Genomic DNA, 22699 nt, shown 5'->3' on the forward strand with positions numbered 1-22699 from the left:
TTTGCCTCCGGCTTCCTTCCCACCCCACCTCACGGTGACGCAGTTGCCATTGGCTAGAAGTTAAACCACCTTCTCCTCCAGAGGACCTTCACCTCCAAGCAAATGCCCATGCTGGGCGTACAAGCTGAAGGGCACGGGAAATCCCGTGCCCTTCAGCTTCGGTGATCCGGGCGGCGGTGTTACTCCTTGTGCTTGAAAAGGCCCGCGATCTTCGCCCCGAGGCCCTTGGCTCCCGCCGCGGCGTCGTGGGAGAAGTCCTTCACGTGCTCCGCGGCGTCGCCGGCGAATTCCTTCGCATTGTCCGCGGCGTCGTGCGCGAAGTCCTTGGCGTTCTCCGCCGCATCCCCGGCAAACTTCTTGGCGTTCTCCGCGGCGTCGTGCGCGAAGCCCTTCGCGTTCTCCGCCGCATCCCCGGCAAACGACTTGGCCTGCTCGACCGGATTGTCGCCGGTGTTCTCCCCTTGGCTGTCACTCATGTGTAGCTCCTTGCACTAGAACTGCATGTCCCCGGTGGCGCCGCGCGGACGCGGCCACGGGGCCGGACAGCACCAGCCTAGACGATGGGCCCAAAGGAGCGCAGCGACTTCGGGGAGGCCGGTGGGCGAGCCTGTCATCCAACGGCACAGCTCCTCCATCGGCACAGTCCCTCCATCGGCACAGGGGTGATTGGCGTGATGACGCTCGGCTGTCGAGTTCTACGCCGGAGTGGCCGCTCCGAACCAGGTCGCAAGTGCTTGCGACAACTTCGGGTCTGTGAGGTCTCCCGCCCAGGCGACATGTCCGTCGGGCCGGATCACCACGGCCGGGGGCGCGGCGATCTCGCCAAGGACCGGGAGCTCCCATACGCCATCGTGCCGGGCGTCGACCACCCGGACTCGATTCGCCCAAGGAGAAGTGTCGAAGCCGCCGGGTTCACCGAGGTTGAGGAGCACGGGCCGGGCGTCGTGCAGCAGGGTGAACACGCGCGTGGGTCCGTCCGCGGTCTGCAGGTCGAGGTCGGGCATGCGCCGTCCGAGCAGCGGGTGTCCCGCTCCGAGGTCGTAGTGGATGTCGAGACCGGAGATCATTCCGGCGATGCGCTTGCGCGGCTCGTCCATGCCCAGCAGTTCGGCCATGGTGTCGCGCAGGGCCTGGTGACGGTCGTCTGGAGTGCTGAGCGCGACTTGCGCCATGGTGTTGTGCAACACCCGGGCACCGACCGGATGCCGTTCCGCGTGGTAGGTGTCCAGCAGGCTGTCGGGTGATGTCTTGTTGGCCACCTGGGCCAGCTTCCATCCCAGGTTGACCGCATCCTGCACGCCGGTATTGAGGCCCTGGCCGCCCTGCGGGGGATGCACGTGGGCGGCGTCCCCGGCCAGCAGGACACGGCCGTGGCGGTAGGAGGCCGCCTGCCGCGACATGTCATTGAACCGGGAGAGCCGGGTCGGGCTGTGCACGCCGTAGTCCGTCCCGTAGGCGACGATGAGGGCGTCGCGAAGTTCGTCCATGCTGGGGTCGCCGGTGTGGTCTACGTGCTGTTCTTTCAGCACGACCCCGAATGGCCCACCGCCTTCCACCCGGTTGACGGGACCGATGCCACCACCCTCGGGCCGGGTGCCGATCTTCGGCTCCTCGGCCATCTCGACCTCGGCGATCAGCCAGCTGGTCGAGGGATCCAACCCGGGGAAGTCGATGCCGGCCGCCTTGCGGACCAGGCTGCGTCCCCCATCGCAGCCGACGAGGTACTCCGCCTGCAGCGACGTGTCGTCGGACAGCTCAACATTGACGCCGGTGTCGTCTTGGGTGAAACCCACCACCTCACGTCCGCGATGGATCGGAACCCCGAGCTCACCGACCCAGTCAGCCAGGATGGGCTCGAAGAGGCTCTGCCACAGCGCCAGGACGTAGTTGTGGCGGGTAGGGAAGTCGTTGATGTCCAAGGCGGTCCCGGCGAACCCCAGAGCTGGGCCGACTTTCCCCGCTTCGAGGAACCGTTCCGCGATGCCACGCTGATCAAGCACCTCGATGGTGCGGGAGTGAAGACCCCCGGCCCGCGATCCGTCGAGATCCTGACTGGCGCGTCGTTCAACGATGACGACGTCGATTCCCGCCAGTGCCAGCTCGCCCGCCAACATCAGCCCGGTCGGGCCGCCTCCCGCGATCACCACCGCCTGCTCGGTCATCGCCGTTCCCCGGCGACCGGTTCAGCGCTCCCGGTCGACCCATCTGCCGGACGTAACGCACCCATTCCACAACTCCTCGCTCCATAGGTTGTGACCGTGATCGGCTCAGCGAGCGAGTCAATGTCAGCACGTTTCGGTCGCTGGCGGCAAGCCCCCTCCCTCGCGCCGGCTCGGAGCCACGCCATTGACGACGCACACGTTGCCCGACGCGGCACTAGCGAACCCGCTCGACCTTCGTGAAACGCGCCCGGGCGCCCTGCCCGATGCTGACCAGGACCGGTATCTGCACACCCAGCAGCCCGTCGAGGGCGTTCACCAGGGCGGAGACGGCGGCCGCCACCTCGTGCGGGGCCACGCCCTGGCGCGGCAAGACCCGGACCTTGATGCCGGCCCGGCCGCGCATGTCGTAGCTGGCCACGGACACGCCAAGCAGGTCGCCGCGTTCCAAGAGGGCGCTCTTGAGCGCCTGCTCGGCCACGGCGCTGCCGAGCACAACCGTGCCGGGGGCGCCGCCGTCGTCGTCCATGGCGTCCTCACCACCGGCATGCGAAGAGAGCGTGCCGGAACGCCCCTTGCCCTGGCCGGCGATCCAGCCGACCATGCCGAGCGCCACCAGCACCATGACCACGGCCACGACGATCCACACCCAACTGCCGCCGCCGGCCACGCGCGTCCTTTGCGCCAGGGCGGTGAGGGAATCGACGGCGGGGTGCGCCCAGTCGCGCCACCAGCGCCCGACGGCGGGAACGGTCGCCAGCGCGATGAGCAGGCCACCGGCCGCCACGAGGACGACGCCGATGAGGGCCAGCAGGAAACGGTTCAGTCCGCGCGGGGTGCCGTTCATACGCCGATCACCCCCGATTGGCCGACCTGCACGCGAACTGCCGGGCGGGGGTCCAGCACCATGGCATCGACCTCGGCCTGCACGGCAGCACGGATGGCCTCCTCGGCCAGCCGGATGCCGGAGGTGGGTCTGATGTTGACCTGCACGGCCGCACGCGAGACGACGACCATGACCTGTTCGCGCGTCACCCCGGCCACCGTGCGTGCCCGGCGGGCGAGCGCGGAGGCGATGACCTCGTCGTCCACCACGACCGCGACGCGCGGATCCGGGATCACGTGCCGGGCGCGCCGGCCCGGGAGCAACGCGTTGGCCAGCGCCACGAGGCCCAGGAGCACGACGACGGCCCCAATGACACCCAGCAGCGTCGACGAGACGCCGTGCGGAAGGTCCGCGATCCAGCGTGCCGCGACGGGCGGATCCAGCAGCCAGGGCGGCTGGCGCAGCACGCGCAGCATGGCCTCAAGCAGCCCATAGACCGCCAGCAGGCCGATGACGATGGCGGCGATGATCGACAGCGGCGCCCGCGAGGAATACGCCTCGCGCCGCAGGATCCGGTCCATGGCCTCTTTCACGTCGCCTCCTTACGTCCCTTGTCGCTTCAGCGCACCCGCGGCGCTTCGACCGTGTACAGGCCGGTAATGCGGATGTCCACGCGGCTCAGCGTGGCGCCGGTGATCTCCTCGACCCGGGCCAGGATGCGCGCCTTCGCCGCGCGGGCACGGTCCAGCAGGCCGCCGCCCAATCGGTCCAGCACGGCCGGATCGTGTACCACCGAGCCCAACGGCGGCGCGCTCACCGGCAACGCCAGCGACAACGCCAGCGTCCCGCCGTCGTCCCTCCACGACACCCGGACCAGACCGGGAGGCACCGCGAACACGCGGGCCGCGGCCGTCTGGGCGACGGCCGTCAACGCCTGGGTGCTGATGCGGTTGTGGCCGGCCAGCTCCCGGCCGGGCGCGGGGACGGTCACGACGACGAACGCCGCCCGGTCAGGGCATCCAGCACGCTGCGCCAGTCCAGCTTGCCGCTGACGGCGCGGCCCACGAGGGCGCCGACCAGCATGAAGACGGCGGCGATGATGAATCCCCAGAATCCGTAGGCGAAGCCCATGAACGCCAGGAACGCGCCGACGGCGGCACCCGTCACGGTGGCGCTCATGGCTGCTGCGCCGATCCGGGCGCGTCGTCGGCCGGCCCCTTCAGCGCCGCGCCCATCCGTTCGGTGAAGCGCGGGCGGGCCGGGGCCCTGTCCGCGTCCGGGCCGGGAATGTAGACGTCGGCGACCTCGATGTTGACCTCGATCACGTCGCGGCCCACCAGGTCCTCGACGGCCGTGTACACGGTGGCCCGCACCGTATTGGCCAGGGCCTGCAACGGGTGCCCGTACTCGGCGACAAGAACCAGGTCGACGGCCACCTGCGTCTCGCCGACCTCGACGCGCACGCCCTGGGTCAGGTCGGTGGCGCCGACGGCGTCGCGGATCGCGCCGATGGACCGCGCGGCCCCCGATCCGAGCGCGTGCACGCCCGGGACGTTGCGGGCGGCCATGCCGACGACCTTGGCCACGGCATTGTCGGAGATGACGGTGCGGCCGTAGCCGGCCGGGTCGACCGGCGCCGGTCCGGCCGGGGTCCCGCCCGGGTATGGCGGCTGGTTGGGTCCATCCATGGTGTGCCCTTTCGTGCGCTTCCTTTACCGTTACCCTATGCATCGCAGGGTTTCGGGGGCAACGCCGCGCCCGGCCACCGGCCGGCGGGAAAGAAAAATCCCCGCAATTCCCTCACGGGAACTACGGGGATTTAGCTGGTGGCTCCGACCGGCGTCGATCCGGTGACCTTTCGATTTTCAGTCGAACGCTCTACCAACTGAGCTACAGAGCCTGGTGAACTCAACAAATTGATTGTCACCGGATTTTCCGGATTTCTCCGGAAAACCAAGCGACCCTGACGGGACTTGAACCCGCGACCTCCGCCGTGACAGGGCGGCGCGCTAACCAACTGCGCTACAGGGCCAGATGTTTTTCACGCTCTCGCGTGAATTTCACGTTCTATATCCTAGCAGTAAATTCAGGCCGTCTTCACCGCCGTCATTCACCCCCGCGATACGTCTCGCGAAGTACCCCCAACGGGATTCGAACCCGTGCCGCCGCCGTGAAAGGGCGGTGTCCTAGGCCGCTAGACGATGGGGGCATCGTCACCCGGCTCCCTCGCGATCGCTCGCGCTTTCACCGAAGTGGACTTGAAAAACTATAGGGGGTAACCGACCAGAACACAAAACGCGCCGCACGGGACCCCCGTGCCACCCTACTCCCCGCGCCGGCGGTCCGTTCATGCGCCCGGACTACTGTGGACAACATGTCCGGCAATCCCCTCGCCTCCATCCCCTCCTTCGGGCCGTTCTCGATGACCGAGTCGGAGTTCGAGCAGGCCGTGTCCGACGCCATGGCGCTGGTCCCGGCGGATCTGCGCCGGGAAATGGACAATGTGGTCATCTTCGTCGCCGATGACTTCGTCCCGGGGCCCGACGACGACCCGGACCTGGTGCTGCTGGGCCTCTATGAGGGCACCCCGTTGACGGCGCGCGATTCCTGGTGGGGCGCCGGCTCGCTGCCGGACCGCATCACGATCTTCCGACGGCCGATCCTGGCCGCCTGCACGAGCCGCGACGAGGTGGTGCGCGAGGTCACCATCACGGTCATCCACGAAATCGCCCACCATTTCGGCATCGACGACGACCGGCTGCACGAACTTGGCTGGGGCTAAATCACACTGATGTGGTTTATGTTGCTGGTGTGATTCATGTTGCCAAAGTGATTATCCGGTCGTAGTGTCGTAACAGCCGTGAGCGCGTATCCGCCGGCCTCAGCGCCCCAAGCGGCACAGGATGGCGGATTGCACTCGGTCACCAAGTCCAAGCAACTGTGAGGTCGGTCAATGAGTTTGCGCCTGATATCCCGCGGAACGGCCGTCGCCGCCTGCGCGGCCCTGGCCACGGGCACGTTCCTCTCCCCGGCGCTGGCTGCGGCACCCGCCGCCTCCCTCGCCGCCTCGCCGGCGTTCCTGCTGCCCGCCAGCCCGGCCATCCCCAGCGCCGACGACATCGCCGCCGCCAAGAAGTCTGAATCGGCCGCGGCGGCCACCGGCGCCAAGCTCGAGACCCTGCTGGCCGAGGCGTCCGCCAAGCTGCAGGAGAGCACCAGGGAATCCGTGGGCGCCAACGACGCCTACAGCAACGCCCTCGTGGCGTTGCGGGACCGGCAGGCCGCCGCCACGGTGGCCCGGGCCGAGGCCAAGGCGGCCGCCCGGAGCTACCAGGCCGCCAAGACCTCCATGGGCCAGCTCGCCGGCGACCTGTACAAGACCGGCGGGCTCAACTCGTCCGTTCAGACCATGCTCACCGGCTCCGACATCACCGACACGCTCTACCAGGCCTCGACGCTGGTGGCGCTGTCCAACAACCGCAACAACACGTTTACATCCGCCGAACAGGCCGCCTCCTCCGCCGCGGCCCTGCAGAAGGCCGCCGACGCCGCCACCAAGGCCGCCGACGACGCCGCCCGGACGGCCGACGCGGCCAAGGCCAGGGCGCAGGCCGCCATCGACGCGCAGAACGCCGCAGTACAGCAGACATCCGCCGAGCGAGCCACCGTGCTGGGCCGGCTGGCCGCGCTGCACAACACCACCGTGGCGCTCGAGACGAAGCGTGTGACCGGGCTGGAGCAGAAGGCCGCCGAGGACGCCCTGGCCGCCCAGATCGCGGCGTCCGCGACGGCCCCGGCACCCGTGGCACCGGCAAACCAAACCGGGACGGTCACCAGCCAATCGAACCAGGTGACGCCGGTCACGCCGGCACCTCAGCCGGCACCGGCGCCGAACCCCGCTCCCGCCCCGGCTCCCGCCCCGGCACCAGCGCCACAGCCGGCTCCCGCCCCCGCGCCTGCACCGGCTCCTGCCCCGTCGGGCGCGATCCCCGGCTACATCTACGCCATGGTCAACTTCGCCATGGCGCAGAAGGGCAAGCCGTACGTGTGGGGAGCCGACGGACCCGATGCGTATGACTGCTCCGGGCTGGTCCAGGCGGCGTTCGCGGCAGCCGGCGTCAGCGTCCCGCGCACCGGCACGCCGCAGTTCTGGTCGGCGCCGGTTCACGTTCCTCTGTCGCAGATGCGCTACGGCGACCTGCTGGTGTTCGACGAAACCTCACCCGGCTCCGGCAACTTCGGCCACATCGCCATCTACATCGGCAACGGCCAGGTGGTCGAGGCGCTCTCGCCCGGCTACCCGCTCGGAGTGTACTCGTTGGCGAGCATGGCCGCCGCCGGCATGAGCCTGTACGGGACCGCGGCCCGTTACTGACGGCGGGGGTCGAGCTCGTCGAGACCTCGGTGGTCGAGCTCGTCGAGGCCAGTGATTTCGACGGGCTCAATCACCGGCGGTCGAGCCTGTCGAGACCCAGGGTGATTTCGACGGGCTCAATCACCGGCGGTCGAGCTGGTCGAGACCCGGGATTTCGACAGGCTCAATCACCGGGCTCAGGCCTGCAGCGCCGGGCCGAACCCGGCGCGATCCTCCAACCGCGGGTCCTCGTGGTTGCGCACCACCATGACGGGGCCCTTGGCGTGGTGCAGCACCCCGTCGGTCGTGGAGCCGAGCAGCATGCCCGCGAAGCCGCCCCGGCCGCGGGTGCCCACGACCAGCAGCTTCGACGTCCGGGACGCCTCCGACAACACTTCCACCGGCGCCCCCTCGATGAGGTCCACGATCATCTCCAGCCGTGGGAAATGGCTCCTGAGCCAGGCCTCGCCGGCGTCGAGCTGGGCGCGGATCTCGGCGAACAACTCCTCCCGGTCAACCGGCGCCGGCATCCACGCCAGCGATCCGGTGTAGGGCTGGACGGCGCAGATGACGCGCAACCGGCGGCCGTCCCGCTGCGCCTGTTCGGCGGCCACGAGCACGGCCAACCGGGCGTGTTCGGACCCGTCCACGCCGACCGAGACCACGTTCTCCACGTCCGCGATTTTCGTGGCGCCGGGCGCCGCGCCCATCGTCCCGTCGGGGATCTCGGCATCGATGCGCGGCGCGCACTTCAACGGCACCACGACGGTGGGGCAGGTCGAGTGTGCGGGCAGCGCACTGCTGACGCTGCCGAGCATGCGGCCGATGAACCCGCCGCGTCCCCGCGAGCCGAAGACGAGCAGCTCGGCCGTCTCGCTCTGCTCGATCAGGACGCCGGCCGCGTCGCCGTTCTCCACGCGGGCGTCCACGGTGATGTCGAAGTCGGCGATCGTGGCTGCCGCCTCGCGCAGGACGGCCTCCGCACCCTGCCGGATGACGTCGTCGTCGACCGTGGCGTACCCGCCGTCGAGGCCGGAGGCGGCGAAGATCGGCACCGTATAGGCGGTGACCAGGTGCAGCGGCCTGCCGCGGCGATGCGCCTCCCGGGCCGCCCATTTCAGCGCGTAGTGGCTTTGCTCGGAACCGTCGATTCCCACGACGATGCCCGTGGGAGCGGGAATGGGGTCGGGCTGGGCAAGCGGGGTGTCCCCCGTCGTTTCGCTCATGCTGCGCCTCCTCATTTGTGCGGCCGTCGCCGTGGGGAAACGGTCTTCCGGCCTCCCCGTCGCGGCCTCTACTGGTGACTATTGTCGTTTGCACAGGGCCCGTCAAGTCGACGCGGGTCGCGCCGGAACACGCGCACACGGGCCAAGTTACCCGCCGGTATGACAGAGTGGCCGTGTGCACTTCGAGGATGAGGTTTCCCATGCCGACACTCTCTGATCCCGCCCTGGCCGAGGGCCGGGCCGGGGCCGTTCCCCGCCGCGCGGACGCCGCCGTGTGGCGGGCCGCCGACGTCGCCTGCGCGGACCTGCCGGGCCCGTTGGCCATCCTCGATCTCGAGGCGCTCTCCTTCAATGCCGGGTCCCTGCTGCGCCGCGCCGCCGGCAAGCCGATCCGGGTCGCCAGCAAATCGATCCGCAACCGGGACGTGCTGCGCACCGTCCTGGCCGTCGACGGGTTTGCCGGCGTCCTCGCATTCACGCTCCCCGAGGCGTTGTGGTTGGCCGCGGACGACGCGTTCACCGACGTCGTGGTGGGATATCCGACGGCGGACGGCCCGGCCCTGCGCGCGCTGGCCGCCGATCCTGTGGCATCCGCCCGGGTGACGCTCATGGTCGACTCGGCCGAGCAGCTGGACTGGATCGAATACGCGCTGGACGGCGTCACGCCCGCAGGGCCCCTCCGGGTCGCCCTCGAGCTGGACGCGTCCTGGCGGCCGACCGTGGCCGGGCGGCCGCTGGCGCACATCGGCGTGCGCCGCTCGCCCGTGCGCACGCCGGGCCAGGCCGCCGCGCTGGCCCGCGACATCACGGCGCGCCGACCCGGTGGGCGCCCGCTGCTCCATCTGGTCGGCATGATGGCGTACGAGGCCCAGGTCGCCGGCCTGCAGGACACGCCCTGGGCCGGGCGCCGACCGGTCAACGCGGCGAAGTCGGCCGTGCTCAAGCGCATCCAGGCGTCGTCCATGGAGGAGCTGCGCGCACGGCGCCGCGCGGCGGTCGCGGCGGTGCGCGCCGTCGTCGATCTTCAGTTCGTCAACGGCGGCGGCACCGGTTCGCTGGAACTGACGACGACGGACCCGTCCGTCACCGAGCTGGCCGCCGGATCCGGGCTGTTCGGGCCCACGCTCTTCGACGGGTATTCGCGGTTCAGCCCGCAACACGCGGTCGGGTTCGCGCTGCCGGTGGTGCGCCGCCCGCACCAGGACATGGTCACGCTGCTCGGCGGCGGCTGGATCGCCTCCGGCCCGCCCGGCCCGGACCGGGCGCCCGTGCCGGTCCACCCGGCGGGCCTCTCCCTCGTGGGCGCCGAGGGCGCCGGCGAGGTGCAGACGCCCGTGCGCGGGCCGGCCGCCCGGTCCCTGCACATCGGCGACAAGGTGTGGTTCCGGCATGCCAAGTCAGGCGAGGTGTGCGAGCACGTAGAGGCGCTGGAGATGGTCGACGGCGGCACCCGGGTGGGCAGGGCACTCACCTACCGCGGCGAGGGGAAGGTGTTCCTGTGACGGGATTCGCGTTGAGGACGCCCGGCTCGCCGGCGAGGCCCCGCACGTGGACCAACTGGGCCGGCGACCAGCGGTGCACGCCGTCGGCCGTCGCCACCCCGGCCACGGTCGGCGAGGTGGCGTGGCTGGTGCGCCGGGCGGCCGAGTCCGGCGGCACCGTGAAGGCCATCGGCGCCGGACACAGCTTCACCGGGATCGGCCTGACCGACGGCGTGCACGTGCACCTGGACCATCTGGCCGGGCTGCAGGCCGTGGACCGGGCGACCGGCTGGGTGACGTTTGCAGCCGGGACCCGGCTGCGCGACGTCCCGGCCCTGCTGGCGCCGTACGGGCTGGCCATGGCGAACCTGGGTGACATCGACAGCCAGTCGATCGCCGGGGCGATCTCCACGGGCACGCACGGCACCGGCGTGGCGTTCGGCGGCATCGCCACCCAGGTGCGGGCCCTGACGCTCGTGACCGGCGGCGGCGACGTCGTCCACTGCTCCGCGACCGAGCACCCGGACCTTTTCCACGCCGCCCGCGTGGGCCTCGGCGCGATGGGCATCATCGTCGCGGTCACGCTGGCGTGTGTGCCGGCGTTCGGGCTGCACGCCGTCGAGCGCCCCGAACCGCTGAACGAGGTGCTGGCCGGCTACCACGACCGCATTCGGGCCACCGACCACTTCGAGTTCTACTGGTTCCCGCACACGAGCACGGCGTTGACGAAGTCGAACACGCGGTACGCGCCGGGCGCCGCACCGGCCCGGCCGTTGTCCCCCGCCGCCCGGCTGGTCGACGACGTGCTCGTCGCCAACACGCTCTACTCCGGGTTGTGCGCCGCCACGAATAGGCTGCCCGCGGCCATCCCCGGCGTGAACCGGATGGCCGCGCAGTTGACCGGCAACAGGGAATTCGCGGACGCGTCGCACCGGGTGTTCACCACGCGCCGCACGGTCCGCTTCCGGGAGATGGAGTATGCCGTCCCGCTGGAGGTCCTGACCGAGGTGCTGGCCGAGCTGCGTGCCATGATCGACCGGCGCCGCTACACCGTCTCGTTCCCCGTCGAGGTGCGCTGCGCGGCCGCCGACGATATCCCGCTGTCCACCGCCAACGGGCGCAAAACGGGCTATATTGCCATTCACCAGTATTGGCGCACGGACCCTTTCGAATATTTCCATTCGGCGGAGGAAATATTCGCGGAATATGGCGGCAGACCCCATTGGGGGAAATGGCATTTCCAGACGTCGGAAAGCCTGGGAAAACTCTATCCAGAGTTTGAAAAGTTCTGTAGTGTTCGTCACAGTGCCGACCCCGCCGGAGTGTTCCGCAACGATTATCTGGACCGGGTCCTGGCACCCCAAGCCGTCGACTGAGGAGCCCCCGCCATGCCCGCTGTGCCGCTCGTCGTGGAATCCACCACAACCGTCGTCATCGGGTCCGGGTTCTCGGGCCTGGCGGTGGCGGCGGAGTTGAGCCGGCGGGGCGTGCGGGCCGTCGTCGTCGACGGCATGTGCGCCGTGGCGCCGGGTACGGGACCCGTGGACCGGGCCGGGGGTCTCGACGGGCGCGCGGACATCCTGCGCCTGCTGCGCCACTACGCCCAGTCCCACAACCTCGACGTGCGCCGCGGCACGCGCGCCGTGGACCTGTCCCGGGCACCGGCGTCGGACGCGCCGGCGCGCCCGTGGGTGGTCCGGACGCCCCAGGGCATCCTGCGCTCGAACAGCATCGTGCTCACCCGCTGCACCCTGAACGAGGTCCGCAGGCTGCCGGCCCGGCTCGGCGTGTCGCTGGGCACCGACCTGCCGGCCGCGCTGCGGGCGGCCGGGCTGTACCTGGTCGGCGCCGGTGAGCTCGCCGCCCCGACCACGCGCGAGATCCTGCGCCAGGCCAAGATGGTGGGACAGTACATCGGCGCCCAGGGATTTCGACAAGCTCAATCACCGGCGGTCCCGGCCGCCTGAGGACCGCCGCGGCGCTCAGTCCTCGTTGCCGAGCCGGCGGCGGGCCAGCACGATCAACGCCACGGCCAGGATGACCAGCACGGCGATGAGGCCGATCACGCTCCACGGCACGTCGGGCGTGTTCGGCGCCGGGGTCGCCCGCGGCTCATTGGTGGTCTGCAGCGGCTTGGCGGCGCCCGCGGCCGCACCGGAGCCGGCGCCCGTGGCGGTGAACGAGAACGTGCCCTGGGTGTTGTGCCCGTCGACGGACAGCACCCGCCACGCGACCGCGTACGTGCCGGCCGGCGCACCCTCCCTGAGCGGCTGCGTGACCACATTGTCCACCACGCGCACGGGGCCGTTCGCCCAGTTCGTCCCCGCGGCGTCCTTCACCTCCACGAACGAGTAGTTCGCCACCACGTTTTCGGTCATGGTCAACGTCACGTCCGCCGGGACGGTCGCCACGGTCGCCCCGTCCTTCGGCGTCGAGGACGACAGTTCGGCGTGCGCCGAGGCGCCCGTTGCCACGCCCAGCATGGCCAGAAGCACGACGGCGGCACCCACCAGGGCGCGCCGCGCCAGTACCGCCGCGCCCGCCGCCTTGCCGGTGCCCGGACCCCGTCGCGGGGCCCGGGAACCGGGCGATGCAACCACCGCCGGTGTCGCTTTCGTCTCATTGGCAAAATGGCGGGCGGGGCGTGTCACGGTGGCGGCATTCCTTTGCGGGTTAAACAACGTCGCTCCCACCGTAGCCGCCAAACCTTGGGAATGCCTGCGCCGGCACCGCCCGGGGCGGGCCGCGAATGTCCCCTCCGACCGCCGTCGGGCACCCCTTTCGCGGCGAAACGGGGGACGGCCGGCCCGTATTCCCGGGCGCGGCTACCGGCTAGTATTCTTCACGACTCCATTTCCGTCCCTCGCCCTGGAAGGCTCCTCATGGCAACGCAAGCGGCCACCAAACTGTCCGCGGTCGACAGGTATTTCAAGATCACCGAACGCGGCTCCAACTACTCGCGGGAGATCCGCGGCGGCTTTGCCACGTTCTTCGCCATGAGCTACATCGTGGTGCTCAACCCGCTGATCCTGGCCGGCGCCGACTCGTCCGGCAACGTGCTCGGGCTCGAGCGCGTCGCGGCCGCCACCGCATTCGTGGCCGGCATCCTGACCATCCTCATGGGCGCGTGGGCGAAGCACCCGTTCGCGCTGGCCACGGGCCTGGGCGTGAACGCGTTCGTGGCCGTCACCGTCGCCACGAACCCGGGCCTGTCCTGGCCGGACATGATGGGCCTGGTCATGATCTCCGGCATCACCATGTTCATCCTGGTGCTGACCGGGTTCCGGACGGCCGTGTTCCGGGCCGTGCCAGAGGGACTGAAGACGGCGATCGTCGTCGGCATCGGCCTGTTCATCGCGCTGATCGGCCTGGTCAACGCCGGGTTCGTCCGCCGCATCCCGGACGCGGCCGGCACCACCGTGCCCCTGGGCCTCGGCTTCGACGGCAAGCTCAACGGCTGGCCGACGCTGGTGTTCATCTTCGGCCTGCTGCTGACCATCGCCCTGCTGGTGCGCAAGGTGAAGGGCGCCATCCTGATCGGCATCATCTCCTCCACCGTGCTGGCGAACATCCTCGAGGCCATTTTCCACATCGGCCCGAGCTTCGACGGCAAGACCCACAACCCGCAGGGCTGGTCGCTGGTCTCCCCCGCACTCTCGAACTGGACGCTGCCCGACCTGGGCCTGATCGGCCACTTCAACCTGTTCGGCGCGTTCGTGCACCTGGGCGGGCTGGCCGCGGCGCTGCTGGCGTTCGTGATCCTGCTCTCGATCTTCTTCGACGCCATGGGCACCATGGTGGGCCTGGCCGCCGAGGCCGGCAGCCTGCGCGAGGACGGCACCTTCGAGAACGTGGACCGCGTGCTGCTGGTCGACGCGTTCGGTGCGATCGCCGGCGGCGGCGCGTCGACGTCGTCGAACCAGATCTTCGTCGAGTCCGGCGCCGGCATCGGCGAGGGCGCCCGCACCGGTTTCGCCTCCCTGGTCACCGGTGTGCTGCTGCTGCTGGCCATGTTCGTCACCCCGCTGATCCGCCTGGTGCCGTTCGAGGCCGTCGCCCCGGCGCTCGTGGTGGTCGGTTTCATGATGGCCTCCCAGGTCGTGAAGATCGACTGGGCGGACATGAGCATCGCCATCCCGGCGTTCCTGACGATCGTGCTCATGCCGTTCACCTACTCGATCGCCAACGGCCTGGGCGCCGGGTTCGTCACCTTCGTCGCCATCCGCCTGTTAACGGGCAGGGCCCGGCACATCCACCCGCTCATGTGGGCCGTGGCGGCCGCATTCGTGCTGTTCTTCGGCATCGGCACCGTCGAGGAGATCTTCCACGTGAGGTAACGTCTGGCATGCCGGACGCAGGCCCGCCCCGAACGATGGTTTTGGGGGTGGGCCTGCTGTTGTCTGGAATGTATGGACCTCCTCACCCTCCCCGCCGTCCCCGGTTTCCCCGTCTTCCCCGTCGACAGGGCCGCCGCGCCGTGGACCGGACGCGATGACGGCGACGGGGCGGGGCACCGGCGCTGGTGGCAGGCCGTGGCGCCGGCTCCGGGAACGGCAACCGCCGCGCTGCTGGGTTTCTGCTCCGACGAGGGTGTGCGCCGCAACGGGGGCCGGGTGGGCGCGGCGGCGGCGCCGGCGGCGATCAGGGCCGCGCTGGGCTCGCTGGCGTTCCACGGGTCGCGTGACGTGGTTGACGCCGGCGACATCGTGGTGTCCGGTTCCTTGCTTGAGGAGGGGCAGGCGCGCGCCGGGCGCGCCATCACGGCGATGCTCGACGCCGGCCTGCTCACCTGTGTGCTCGGCGGCGGCCACGAGACGGCGTTCGCCAGTTACCTGGGCGTCGCGGGCAGCGCGGCGATCGCCGACGGGGCACGGCTGGGCGTGCTGAACCTGGACGCCCACTTCGACCTGCGCGCGGCGCCCGCACCCAGCTCCGGCACGCCGTTCCTGCAGATGGCCGACGCCGAAGCCGCCGCGGGGCGCGCACTGAACTACGCCGTCGTCGGCGTCAGCGAACCGAACAACACGCGCGCGCTGTTCGAGACGGCGCACCGGCTGGGCGTGTCGTACCTGCTGGACGAGGACTGCTCGGCGGAGCGGGCGGCCGCGTTCGTGTCCGCGTTCCTGGAGACCGTGGACGTGCTGTACCTGACGATCGACCTGGACGTGCTGCCCGCCACGGCGGCGCCCGGCGTCAGCGCCCCGGCCGCCTACGGCGTGCCGCTGCCGGTGATCGCGGCCGTGTGCCGGCAGGTCGCCGCCAGCGGGAAGCTGTTCCACGTGGACGTGGCCGAGCTGAACCCGTCGTTCGACCTCGACCACCGCACGGCGCGCGTGGCGGCCCGGCTGGTGGACACCCTGCTGCGGTAACGTCCGTTGATCGAGCCTGTCGAGATCCCGGTGATCGAGCCTGTCGAGATCCAGGTTTCGACAAGCTCAACCACCGGCGTTAGTTCAGCGGTCCCGTGGCGGTCTCGGCGGCGGCCCGGATGGCGCCGGAGCCCACGAGCCGATCGGCCTCCTCGAGCTCCGGGGAGAGGAACCGGTCCGACCCCGGGCCCTGGACGCTCTGGCGCAGGACGCCGAGCACGGCGGCGCCGGCCGGGCCGGGGACCAGCTTTCCGCCGGACAGCGCGGTGCGCATGTCGATGGCCCGAGCGGCCGTCACCAGCTCGATGGCCAGCACACGGCGCAGGTTCTCCACGGAACGGCGCAGCTTGCGGGCGGCGTGCCAGCCCATCGACACGTGGTCCTCCTGCATGGCGGAGCTCGGGATCGAATCCACCGACGCGGGAACCGCCAGCCGCTTGGAATCCGACACCAGCCCGGCCTGCGTGTACTGGGCGATCATCAGCCCGGAATCCACGCCCGGGTCGCCGGCCAGGAACGCGGGCAGGCCGTGGGACCGGGCCGGGTCGAGCATCCGGTCGGTGCGGCGCTCGGCCATCGACGCCACGTCGGCGGACACCACGGCCAGGAAGTCGAGCACGTAGGCCACCGGCGCGCCGTGGAAGTTGCCGTTCGAGCTGACCCGGCCGTCCGGCAGCACCACCGGGTTGTCGATGGCGGCGGCCAGCTCCCGCGTGGCGACGAGGAATGCGTGGTCTACGGTGTCGCGCGCGGCACCGGCCACCTGGGGGGCGCAGCGCAGCGAGTAGGCATCCTGCACGCGGTCATCGCCCACCCGGTGCGAGGCGACAATCGGCGAATCGGCCAGCACGCGCAGCATGTTCTCGGCACTGGCTGCCTGGCCGGGATGCGGGCGCAGCGCCGCGTGCAGCTCGGGCAGGAACACCTGGTCGGTGCCCAGCAGCCCCTCGACGCTGAGCGCGGCGGTGATGTCCGCCGTCGTCAGCAGGTCGCGCAGGTCGGCGATGGCCATCAGCAACATACCCAGCATGCCGTCCGTGCCGTTGACCAGGGCCAGGCCCTCCTTCTCGGCCAGTTCCACCGGCGTGATGCCCGCCTCGGCCAGCAGCTCCGGTACGGGACGGAGAACGCCGTCGGGCCCGGCCGCCTCGCCCTCGCCCATGAGCACCAGCGCGCAGTGTGACAGCGGTGCCAGGTCCCCCGAGCAGCCGAGCGAGCCGAACTCGCGCACCACCGGCGTGATGCCGGCGTTCAACACATCCACCATGGTTTGCAGCACGACCGGGCGGATCCCCGTCCGGCCGGATGCCAGCGTCTTGGCGCGCAGGAACATGAGTGCCCGCACGACCTCGCGCTCCACGGCCGGCCCCATGCCGGCGGAATGCGAGCGGATCAGCGACTTCTGCAGCTGGGTGCGCAGCTCGGTGGGGATGTGCCGGTTCGCGAGCGCGCCAAAACCGGTGGAGATGCCGTAGGCGGGGGTGTCGGAGTGTGCCAGCTCGTCGATGTGGGAGCGGACGCGGGCGACGCCGGCCATCGCCTCCTCGCTGATGGTCACCGTTGCATCGTGGCGGGCGACGGCGATGACGTCCTCCGCGGTGACGCCGGAGTGGGAGAGGACAACGGTGCTCATGGGGTTCCTGGCTTTCGGGATCTTGGTCGGGTGACGGGTCTTGGCTTCCACTTAACCCCGCCGCGGCCGCATCCGTCCGGACGATTGCGCACCTGGTGTCCGGGATTGCAGACCGATGGGCCGGAACTACGCGTCGACGCGGCCATACAGCCGCACCGACAACTCCGCCGCAACCTTGCGCACCGCGTCGGCCAGCTCCGGCCACTGCTCCTCGGGCACGCGGTCCTCGAGGAACGTCACGGCCACGGCGGCCGCAGGCCAGCCCAGGTGGTCGGTCACGGCCACCGCCACCGACCCGAACCCCGCCGTCACCTCGCCGTTCTCGGTCGAAAAGCCGCGCTGGCGCACCCGATCCAGGTGGGAGGAGAGCGTCGAGTACTTCACGATCGGGTTCTTCACCTCCACCCGCGACGTGAACGCGGCGGCGTTCGGATACAGCGCCCGCACCTGCGACTTCGGCAGCGCCGCCAGAATCGCCCGCCCGGATGCCGTCAGGTGGCTGGGCAGCCGAACTCCGACGTCAGTGACCAGGGAGGGCCGGTGCTTGGCCCGCTCCTCCACGATGTACAGCACGTCCCGGCCGTGCAGCACCGCCAGGTGCGCGCTCTCACCGATCCGGTCGACGAGTTGCGCCAGCAGCGGCCGCCCCAGGCGCGACAACGGCTCCTGCCGTGAATACGCGCTGCTGAGCTCGAACGCGGCGATGCCCAGCCCATACCGCTGCTCCTCGTGCAAGTGCAGCACGAAGCCGTTCTGCTCCATGACGCCGAGCAGGTGGTACACGCTGGAGCGCGGCAGGTCCAGCGCCGTGGCAATTGTCGACGCGGCCAGCGGACCGCGCTTGGAGGCGAGCAATTTCAGGATGCGCAGCGTGTTCTCCGCCGCCGGCACCTTGGACCGGCCGGGCGCGGGACTCACGGGGTCCCCGCATCGGCCGGCGGCGCAGCGGCCGTCTCGGGATCCGTCAGCGGCGCAGCGCCGGCGGCGAACTGCCTCACCCGGGCGTCGTCCCACAGCTGCGCCGGCACGGCCCCGCCGAGCAGCACGCGCGGCAGTGCGGCGCCCGTCCCTGTCCCTGTCCCTGTCCCTAACGGAAAGTCGCTGCCGGCGATGATGACGTTGCCGCGGCGCCGGCCCTTGAGCATGGGCGGGTCGGCAATGATGGCCGTGTGCGCAAACGCCGCCGCGATCGTCGCCGCCTCCCGCCGGGCCGTCACCATGCCGGGCCCGTCCCCGCAGTTGACCACATACACCCCGCCCGCGGACAACACGGACCGTGCGGTCGCCGTGAACTCCGTCGTCGTCAGCGTGTGCGGCGTCACGGCGTCGGCGAACACGTCCCGGATGATGAGGTCGCGGCTGCCAGGGGTCAGCGACTCGGTCACGGCGCGCGCCTCCCCCACCCGGATCTTCAGCAGCGGCGCACGCGGCAGGTCGAACCAGTCGCGCACCAGGACGGCGAGCGCGCCGTCGATTTCGACGACGACATTGCGCGAGTTCGGATGCGACGCCACCAGATACCGGGCCATGGAGCACGCGGCGCCGCCCAGGTGCAGCGCGCGCAGCGGCGCGGCCGGATCCCACCGGTCATCGACCAGCGCCATGATCCAGCGCATGTACTCGAAGTCCAAGCGCAGCGGGTCCGTCAGGTCCACGTGCGAGCTTTGCACGCCGTTCAGCAGCAACAGCCAGCCGCCCGGGTTGTCCCCGTCCGGGAGCAGCTCGGCGACTCCCGTGTCAATCAGGTACGCGCCGGCCGCCGGGCCCGGGGCGCGCCCGGTCAACGAACCGGCGGCCGGCGCGGACGCTCGCTTGCGTCCCATCAGCCGCGCGCCCCGCGGACCAGGCAGATTTCCGGCAGGCTGTGCCAATCGGCTGGCAACAGCTGGCGGGTGCCGTCCGGGACGAACCCGTTCCGCGCGTAGAACGCCCGTGCCCGCGGATTGTCCTCCAGCACCCACAGGAACGCGGCCCGGTCGCCCAGTTCGGCGTCCAGCAACGCCTGGCCCACACCGGTGCCGTGGACGCGGGCCAGCGTGTAGATCATGTACAGCTCGGTCTCCGCGGGCGCCTCCGCGTACCGCGCAGGGCCGGCCTTGGCCATGCCAACCAGCCCGCCGTCGTCGTACGCCACCGTCGGCAGCGGCACGGTATCGTCACGCCAATGCGCCACCCGCTCGGCGGCCGTGGCCCGGCGCATGGCAAACCACTCCGCCGGCAGGTGGCGGGCATACGCCTCCTCGTGGCAGGCCAGATGCAGCCGGACGAGATCCTCGGCGTCGTCGACGGTCGCCGGGCGCAGCGAAAAGCTCATGGACTCCAGCCTACTGACTACTTGACGACGGCGACGGCGAACCCATCCCAGCCCTTCGACCCGGCCGTCTGGATGACCGTGGCGTCCAGGGACTCGTCGGCGCCCAGGAAGTCGAGCGAGGCGCGGATGGCCGCCGCGTCCGGGTCGGCGCCGGGGTCCAGGATGGTCCCCTCCCAGATCACGTTGTCCAGCACGATCACGCTGCCGGGCAGGGTGAGCTTGAGCGCCCACTGCAGGTAATTGATGTTGTTGCCCTTGTCGGCGTCGATGAACACGAGGTCGTACGGCGGCCCGGATTCCAGCAACGGCAGCGTGTCCAGGGCCGGACCCACCCGGATGTCGACCTTGTGGGCGAGGCCGGCCGCGGCGATGTTGCGCGCCGCCACCGCGGCGTGCCGGGGCTCGTATTCGCAGGTGGTGACGCGGCCGTCCGCGGGGATGCCGCGGGCCAGCCAGATGGTGCTGAACCCGGCCAACGTGCCGATCTCCAGCACGCGCCGGGCGCCCTTGATCTGTGCCAGCAGCATCAGGAACTTCCCGGCCGTCGGCGCCACCTCGATCCTCGGCATGCCCTCGGCGTCGATGCTGGCCAGCACGGCGTCCAAGTCGGCGCCGCCCTTCACCAGCGTGGACGACAGGTACTCTTCGACCGCCACCCACTCGGGGCGGCTCACGTGCTCGACCATGGGGCCATGGTAGCCCCGTGCCATCCCATTGACGAACGGGCGGGACGCGCGGATGCTTGGGGCAGAATCAGCGGCCGGGATTGTGAAAGCGGGGTTGCCGCATGATCGACCTGAGCGAAGACCTGCGGGGCGCCTATACGCTGAGCGTCGAGCGCGCCAACCGGGCCCTCAGCGGGCTCATCGAGTCCCACGAGGCCGACCGGAACCCGGCCCTGGCCCATGAGTACGACGACGCCATGGACTCCTACGTCCAGCAGTCGCAGCGGCTCGAATCCGTGCTGCGGGAGACTCCCGGCGCCGAGGACGTCGAGAACGCCTTGGGCAATGCCGCGTTCATTGACCTGTTGCTCGGTTTGAGGTCGTTGCTGGTCGTGCCCGACGACGTCACGCCGAACACACCATTCCAAGGGACCACCGGTTCGGGGCTGCGGGCCAGGCTCCATCGGCATCACCAGGACGGCGTTGCCGACGGGGTGGAATGGATTCGGGCCAACGAAGTCTCGGATGAGCTCGTCGACGCCGCCCTGACCGGCCGGCTGCCCCGGATGCCGGAGGATCTGCTGCTGGGGGACCTGTCGGAGGGACTGGGCCCGCATGGGGACGCCGGGGTTGAAACCATCAGGGGCGCCTTCGGCCTCGTCCTGCGGCCTGCCGCCGGGACACTCACCGACGCGGCCACGGACATGGCACTCGACCTGGGTGTCGTCAGCTGGGCGCACGCGGCCGGTGTGCTCACGGACAACCTGGCGCCCCTGATCCGCACCCTCCAGGAGATCGACCTGCACGCCCTGCGGGTCCTCTGCCGCAAGTGGGCCTGTGCCTGCCTGCAGCGGCTGCTGGGCAAGCTGGGGGCCGGTACCAGGGAATTGCTCGACCGTGTGGGCGAGGTCCTCGGCAAGGTGAAGACGGCACTCACCGGTGCGTTCGAGGGTGCGTTCCAGGCCGTGTTGAGCCGCCCCCTCACGAAGGCGAACCAACGACAGGTGAGGTTCACCGTCCGGGGCGGGATCCCGAAGGCCAATTGCGCGGCCATGGTTGCCGCCGCGCGCACCAAGCACCGCCGGTCGTGGGAGGTCACCGGCGCCGTGGCGAAATTTGGCATCCCCATCGGTGTGGCCTGCGCGAACCTGTTCGCGCTCGCCGGCGTCCCGGTCGCGGCCGTGCTCTTCCTGGCCCTGGCCGGCGTTGAATCCGCGCTGCTGGACAGGGTCCTGGCCGCGATCGTCGATGCCGCGGGCGAACCCCCGCGGCCCCTACTCCTGCAATGACTCCAGCGCTCCCTCGAGCCGCTCGATCTTGCCGTTGAGCTCGCCCGCATGACCGGGCCGGATATCCGCCTTGAGCACCAGCGAGACCCGGGACCCGTACACGGCCACGGCCTCCGTGGCCCGCTTGACCACGTCCATGACCTCGTCCCAGTCGCCCTCGATCTCGGTGAACATGGCGCTGGTGCGGTTCGGCAGGCCGGACTCGCGCACCACCTTCACGGCGGCGGCCACCGCGTTGTGCACGGAGGCGGCGTCGCCGGAGCCGGCGGCCGGGGACCCTGCGGACGGCGTGCCGGACGGGGCCAGTGAGAATGCGACGATCATGGGAGTCTCCTTGCGGGTGTTCGGGGTTCCATCATGGCGCATTGCGCCGAGGGCGTGCATTTTCCGGCGAGCGTGGACGCCGAAGTCTGCGGCCGGCGCTCAATGTTAGGAGTTTTAGGGCGTTTTATCTGATCTGGATAAAACGCCCTAAAACTCCTGACATGGGCGCATGGACTCCGCTTCGAACCCTACACGCCGAACCCCGGTGCAACACCCGAAGTGATCGTGGGCCGCGACGAACAGCTTGAAGCTTTCCGAGTCCTGCTCCAACGCCTCTCGCGGGGACGCACGGACCAATCCATGATCATCACCGGCTTGCGCGGCGTCGGCAAGACCGTCCTCTTGGGCGAGTTCCGTGCGCTCGCCGAGGAACATGCATGGATCGTCGTGGAACTTGAAGCCAGCAAAAACGATGATGCCGGTTTCAGGCGTGTCATCTTGTCCCAGCTCAAATCAGCGTTGCTTCGGCTGTCACCGCGTGCACGATGGACGGATGCCATGCACCGTGCAGCTTCAGTTCTCACGTCATTCAACGCGTCCGTAGACCCGTCCGGTGCAGTACAGCTGGGGTGGGACATCGAGCCCGCCGCCGGTTACGCCGACCACGCCGATCTCGGCCTGGATCTGACCGACGTTCTCGTGGCCTTGGGCGGGGTTGCTCGCGGCAAGAATGTCGGCGTAGTCCTCCTCATCGACGAAATCCAATTTCTCAACACCCTGCAATTGGAGGCGTTGATCCAAGCGATCCACAGGCTCGTCCAACGCAAACCACCCGTCACGATGATCGGCGCCGGCCTGCCTCAGATCGCGGAGCTCGTCGGAGACGCCAAGTCGTACGCCGAACGGCCCTTCTAATCTCCTCGGATCGGGAACCTTGAGCCATCCGATGCCATGCGAGCGCTGTCCGACCCGATCCGCACGGCCTCCGATGCCTCGTTGGCCAAAGAGGCCTACGAGGCAAAACTGGACGGCTAGACCGAAGTTACGTGGGGGGTGACGTGTGAAATCCCCGCCGTGGCGGGGATTTCGCGGTTTTCCGGGGTCCTGGTTCTGTCTACT

Annotated in this window: 24 protein-coding genes and 3 tRNA genes; 9 read left to right on the forward strand and 18 right to left on the reverse strand. The window is 70.1% G+C overall.

Going from position 1 to position 22699, the window contains the following annotated elements; translation table 11 throughout:
• Window positions 1-179 precede the first annotated feature (179 nt).
• The 10 genes from EJC77_RS18620 to EJC77_RS18665 form a co-directional block, all read right to left on the reverse strand.
• Window positions 180-476, reverse strand: coding sequence for a hypothetical protein (locus tag EJC77_RS18620; RefSeq protein ID WP_125616270.1), 297 nt, complete (start codon window positions 474-476; stop codon window positions 180-182).
• A 219-nt stretch (window positions 477-695) separates the two neighbouring features.
• Window positions 696-2162 (reverse strand): FAD-dependent monooxygenase, encoded by a 1467-nt coding sequence (locus tag EJC77_RS18625; RefSeq protein ID WP_125616273.1) that lies wholly within the window; start codon window positions 2160-2162, stop codon window positions 696-698.
• A 214-nt stretch (window positions 2163-2376) separates the two neighbouring features.
• Window positions 2377-3006: a hypothetical protein gene (locus tag EJC77_RS18630; RefSeq protein WP_125616276.1), complete on the reverse strand. Its 630-nt coding sequence runs from the start codon at window positions 3004-3006 to the stop codon at window positions 2377-2379.
• Complete coding sequence (locus EJC77_RS18635; RefSeq protein WP_240630363.1) at window positions 3003-3578, reverse strand: DUF6286 domain-containing protein; 576 nt, start codon at window positions 3576-3578, stop codon at window positions 3003-3005. Before EJC77_RS18635 ends, EJC77_RS18630 begins: the two co-directional genes overlap by 4 nt.
• Window positions 3579-3604: 26 nt before the next feature.
• Window positions 3605-3976: a hypothetical protein gene (locus tag EJC77_RS18640; RefSeq protein ID WP_125616279.1), complete on the reverse strand. Its 372-nt coding sequence runs from the start codon at window positions 3974-3976 to the stop codon at window positions 3605-3607.
• Window positions 3973-4164, reverse strand: coding sequence for a DUF2273 domain-containing protein (locus EJC77_RS18645; RefSeq protein ID WP_125616281.1), 192 nt, complete (start codon window positions 4162-4164; stop codon window positions 3973-3975). The genes EJC77_RS18640 and EJC77_RS18645 overlap by 4 nt, the downstream gene beginning before the upstream one ends.
• The gene (locus EJC77_RS18650; RefSeq protein WP_125616284.1) at window positions 4161-4673 is read right to left on the reverse strand and encodes an Asp23/Gls24 family envelope stress response protein; all 513 of its coding nucleotides are present in this window, start codon (window positions 4671-4673) and stop codon (window positions 4161-4163) included. The genes EJC77_RS18645 and EJC77_RS18650 overlap by 4 nt, the downstream gene beginning before the upstream one ends.
• Window positions 4674-4809: 136 nt before the next feature.
• Window positions 4810-4885, reverse strand: a tRNA-Phe gene (locus tag EJC77_RS18655).
• 58 nt (window positions 4886-4943) lie between these two features.
• Window positions 4944-5017: transfer RNA gene (locus EJC77_RS18660), tRNA-Asp, on the reverse strand.
• Window positions 5018-5121: 104 nt separating this feature from the next.
• Window positions 5122-5194: transfer RNA gene (locus EJC77_RS18665), tRNA-Glu, on the reverse strand.
• A 165-nt stretch (window positions 5195-5359) separates the two neighbouring features.
• Between EJC77_RS18665 and EJC77_RS18670 the strand changes: the two genes are divergently transcribed.
• Complete coding sequence (locus EJC77_RS18670; RefSeq protein ID WP_240630364.1) at window positions 5360-5767, forward strand: metallopeptidase family protein; 408 nt, start codon at window positions 5360-5362, stop codon at window positions 5765-5767.
• A 171-nt stretch (window positions 5768-5938) separates the two neighbouring features.
• Window positions 5939-7360 (forward strand): C40 family peptidase, encoded by a 1422-nt coding sequence (locus EJC77_RS18675; protein WP_125616287.1) that lies wholly within the window; start codon window positions 5939-5941, stop codon window positions 7358-7360.
• A 176-nt stretch (window positions 7361-7536) separates the two neighbouring features.
• Here the strand turns inward: EJC77_RS18675 and EJC77_RS18680 are convergent, their stop codons facing one another.
• The gene (locus tag EJC77_RS18680) at window positions 7537-8565 is read right to left on the reverse strand and encodes a universal stress protein (RefSeq protein ID WP_125616290.1); all 1029 of its coding nucleotides are present in this window, start codon (window positions 8563-8565) and stop codon (window positions 7537-7539) included.
• Window positions 8566-8765: 200 nt separating this feature from the next.
• Between EJC77_RS18680 and EJC77_RS18685 the strand changes: the two genes are divergently transcribed.
• From EJC77_RS18685 to EJC77_RS18695, 3 genes are read left to right on the forward strand one after another with little or no spacing between them, the layout of a single operon-like run.
• Window positions 8766-10067: a type III PLP-dependent enzyme domain-containing protein gene (locus EJC77_RS18685; RefSeq protein WP_125616292.1), complete on the forward strand. Its 1302-nt coding sequence runs from the start codon at window positions 8766-8768 to the stop codon at window positions 10065-10067.
• A complete protein-coding gene (locus tag EJC77_RS18690; protein ID WP_240630365.1) occupies window positions 10064-11422 on the forward strand; it encodes a D-arabinono-1,4-lactone oxidase in 1359 nt (452 codons plus the stop codon). Before EJC77_RS18685 ends, EJC77_RS18690 begins: the two co-directional genes overlap by 4 nt.
• A 12-nt stretch (window positions 11423-11434) precedes the next feature.
• A complete protein-coding gene (locus tag EJC77_RS18695; protein WP_125616295.1) occupies window positions 11435-12013 on the forward strand; it encodes an NAD(P)-binding protein in 579 nt (192 codons plus the stop codon).
• 15 nt (window positions 12014-12028) lie between these two features.
• Here EJC77_RS18695 and EJC77_RS18700 read toward each other — a convergent pair whose 3' ends face one another.
• Window positions 12029-12697 carry a copper resistance CopC family protein gene (locus EJC77_RS18700; RefSeq protein WP_240630366.1) on the reverse strand — a complete coding sequence of 223 codons (669 nt, stop codon included), beginning with the start codon at window positions 12695-12697 and terminating at the stop codon, window positions 12029-12031.
• 231 nt (window positions 12698-12928) lie between these two features.
• Between EJC77_RS18700 and EJC77_RS18705 the strand changes: the two genes are divergently transcribed.
• Window positions 12929-14383: an NCS2 family permease gene (locus EJC77_RS18705; RefSeq protein WP_125616299.1), complete on the forward strand. Its 1455-nt coding sequence runs from the start codon at window positions 12929-12931 to the stop codon at window positions 14381-14383.
• A gap of 72 nt (window positions 14384-14455) precedes the next feature.
• Window positions 14456-15415 (forward strand): formimidoylglutamase, encoded by a 960-nt coding sequence (gene hutG / locus EJC77_RS18710; RefSeq protein WP_125616302.1) that lies wholly within the window; start codon window positions 14456-14458, stop codon window positions 15413-15415.
• 79 nt (window positions 15416-15494) lie between these two features.
• On the opposite strand, the gene hutH is transcribed toward hutG, so the two are convergent.
• The 5 genes from hutH to EJC77_RS18735 form a co-directional block, all read right to left on the reverse strand.
• Window positions 15495-17048, reverse strand: a complete 1554-nt coding sequence (gene hutH / locus EJC77_RS18715) for a histidine ammonia-lyase (protein ID WP_125616305.1) — start codon at window positions 17046-17048, stop codon at window positions 15495-15497.
• A gap of 126 nt (window positions 17049-17174) precedes the next feature.
• The gene (locus tag EJC77_RS18720) at window positions 17175-17966 is read right to left on the reverse strand and encodes an IclR family transcriptional regulator (RefSeq protein ID WP_125616308.1); all 792 of its coding nucleotides are present in this window, start codon (window positions 17964-17966) and stop codon (window positions 17175-17177) included.
• Window positions 17963-18871 carry a spermidine synthase gene (locus EJC77_RS18725; RefSeq protein ID WP_125616311.1) on the reverse strand — a complete coding sequence of 303 codons (909 nt, stop codon included), beginning with the start codon at window positions 18869-18871 and terminating at the stop codon, window positions 17963-17965. The genes EJC77_RS18720 and EJC77_RS18725 overlap by 4 nt, the downstream gene beginning before the upstream one ends.
• Window positions 18871-19362: a GNAT family N-acetyltransferase gene (locus EJC77_RS18730; RefSeq protein WP_125616314.1), complete on the reverse strand. Its 492-nt coding sequence runs from the start codon at window positions 19360-19362 to the stop codon at window positions 18871-18873. The genes EJC77_RS18725 and EJC77_RS18730 overlap by 1 nt, the downstream gene beginning before the upstream one ends.
• A gap of 17 nt (window positions 19363-19379) precedes the next feature.
• Window positions 19380-20048 carry an O-methyltransferase gene (locus EJC77_RS18735; protein WP_125616318.1) on the reverse strand — a complete coding sequence of 223 codons (669 nt, stop codon included), beginning with the start codon at window positions 20046-20048 and terminating at the stop codon, window positions 19380-19382.
• Window positions 20049-20149: 101 nt separating this feature from the next.
• On the opposite strand from EJC77_RS18735, the gene EJC77_RS18740 reads away from it, so the two are divergent.
• A complete protein-coding gene (locus EJC77_RS18740) occupies window positions 20150-21316 on the forward strand; it encodes a hypothetical protein (RefSeq protein ID WP_125616321.1) in 1167 nt (388 codons plus the stop codon).
• On the opposite strand, the gene EJC77_RS18745 is transcribed toward EJC77_RS18740, so the two are convergent.
• Entirely contained in the window at window positions 21302-21640 is a 339-nt protein-coding gene (locus EJC77_RS18745) for a thiamine-binding protein (RefSeq protein WP_125616323.1), read from the reverse strand. The genes EJC77_RS18740 and EJC77_RS18745 overlap by 15 nt on opposite strands.
• Window positions 21641-21865: 225 nt before the next feature.
• Between EJC77_RS18745 and EJC77_RS18750 the strand changes: the two genes are divergently transcribed.
• The gene (locus EJC77_RS18750; protein WP_240630367.1) at window positions 21866-22495 is read left to right on the forward strand and encodes an ATP-binding protein; all 630 of its coding nucleotides are present in this window, start codon (window positions 21866-21868) and stop codon (window positions 22493-22495) included.
• Window positions 22496-22699: the final 204 nt, after the last annotated feature.

Origin of the sequence: Specibacter cremeus (assembly GCF_003946885.1) — a bacterium.
Classification (GTDB): Bacteria; Actinomycetota; Actinomycetes; order Actinomycetales; family Micrococcaceae; genus Specibacter; species Specibacter cremeus.

Bases quoted from the DNA above. Each gene is read 5' to 3' on its own strand.
- EJC77_RS18620 (WP_125616270.1), bottom strand. From the start codon at position 476: ATGAGTGACAGCCAAGGGGAGAACACCGGCGACAATCCGGTCGAGCAG.
- EJC77_RS18625 (WP_125616273.1), bottom strand. From the start codon at position 2,162: ATGACCGAGCAGGCGGTGGTGATCGCGGGAGGCGGCCCGACCGGGCTG.
- EJC77_RS18630 (WP_125616276.1), bottom strand. From the start codon at position 3,006: ATGAACGGCACCCCGCGCGGACTGAACCGTTTCCTGCTGGCCCTCATC.
- EJC77_RS18645 (WP_125616281.1), bottom strand. From the start codon at position 4,164: ATGAGCGCCACCGTGACGGGTGCCGCCGTCGGCGCGTTCCTGGCGTTC.
- EJC77_RS18650 (WP_125616284.1), bottom strand. From the start codon at position 4,673: ATGGATGGACCCAACCAGCCGCCATACCCGGGCGGGACCCCGGCCGGA.
- EJC77_RS18670 (WP_240630364.1), top strand. From the start codon at position 5,360: ATGTCCGGCAATCCCCTCGCCTCCATCCCCTCCTTCGGGCCGTTCTCG.
- EJC77_RS18675 (WP_125616287.1), top strand. From the start codon at position 5,939: ATGAGTTTGCGCCTGATATCCCGCGGAACGGCCGTCGCCGCCTGCGCG.
- EJC77_RS18680 (WP_125616290.1), bottom strand. From the start codon at position 8,565: ATGAGCGAAACGACGGGGGACACCCCGCTTGCCCAGCCCGACCCCATT.
- EJC77_RS18685 (WP_125616292.1), top strand. From the start codon at position 8,766: ATGCCGACACTCTCTGATCCCGCCCTGGCCGAGGGCCGGGCCGGGGCC.
- EJC77_RS18695 (WP_125616295.1), top strand. From the start codon at position 11,435: ATGCCCGCTGTGCCGCTCGTCGTGGAATCCACCACAACCGTCGTCATC.
- EJC77_RS18705 (WP_125616299.1), top strand. From the start codon at position 12,929: ATGGCAACGCAAGCGGCCACCAAACTGTCCGCGGTCGACAGGTATTTC.
- hutG (WP_125616302.1), top strand. From the start codon at position 14,456: ATGGACCTCCTCACCCTCCCCGCCGTCCCCGGTTTCCCCGTCTTCCCC.
- hutH (WP_125616305.1), bottom strand. From the start codon at position 17,048: ATGAGCACCGTTGTCCTCTCCCACTCCGGCGTCACCGCGGAGGACGTC.
- EJC77_RS18725 (WP_125616311.1), bottom strand. From the start codon at position 18,871: ATGGGACGCAAGCGAGCGTCCGCGCCGGCCGCCGGTTCGTTGACCGGG.
- EJC77_RS18730 (WP_125616314.1), bottom strand. From the start codon at position 19,362: ATGAGCTTTTCGCTGCGCCCGGCGACCGTCGACGACGCCGAGGATCTC.
- EJC77_RS18735 (WP_125616318.1), bottom strand. From the start codon at position 20,048: ATGGTCGAGCACGTGAGCCGCCCCGAGTGGGTGGCGGTCGAAGAGTAC.
- EJC77_RS18740 (WP_125616321.1), top strand. From the start codon at position 20,150: ATGATCGACCTGAGCGAAGACCTGCGGGGCGCCTATACGCTGAGCGTC.
- EJC77_RS18745 (WP_125616323.1), bottom strand. From the start codon at position 21,640: ATGATCGTCGCATTCTCACTGGCCCCGTCCGGCACGCCGTCCGCAGGG.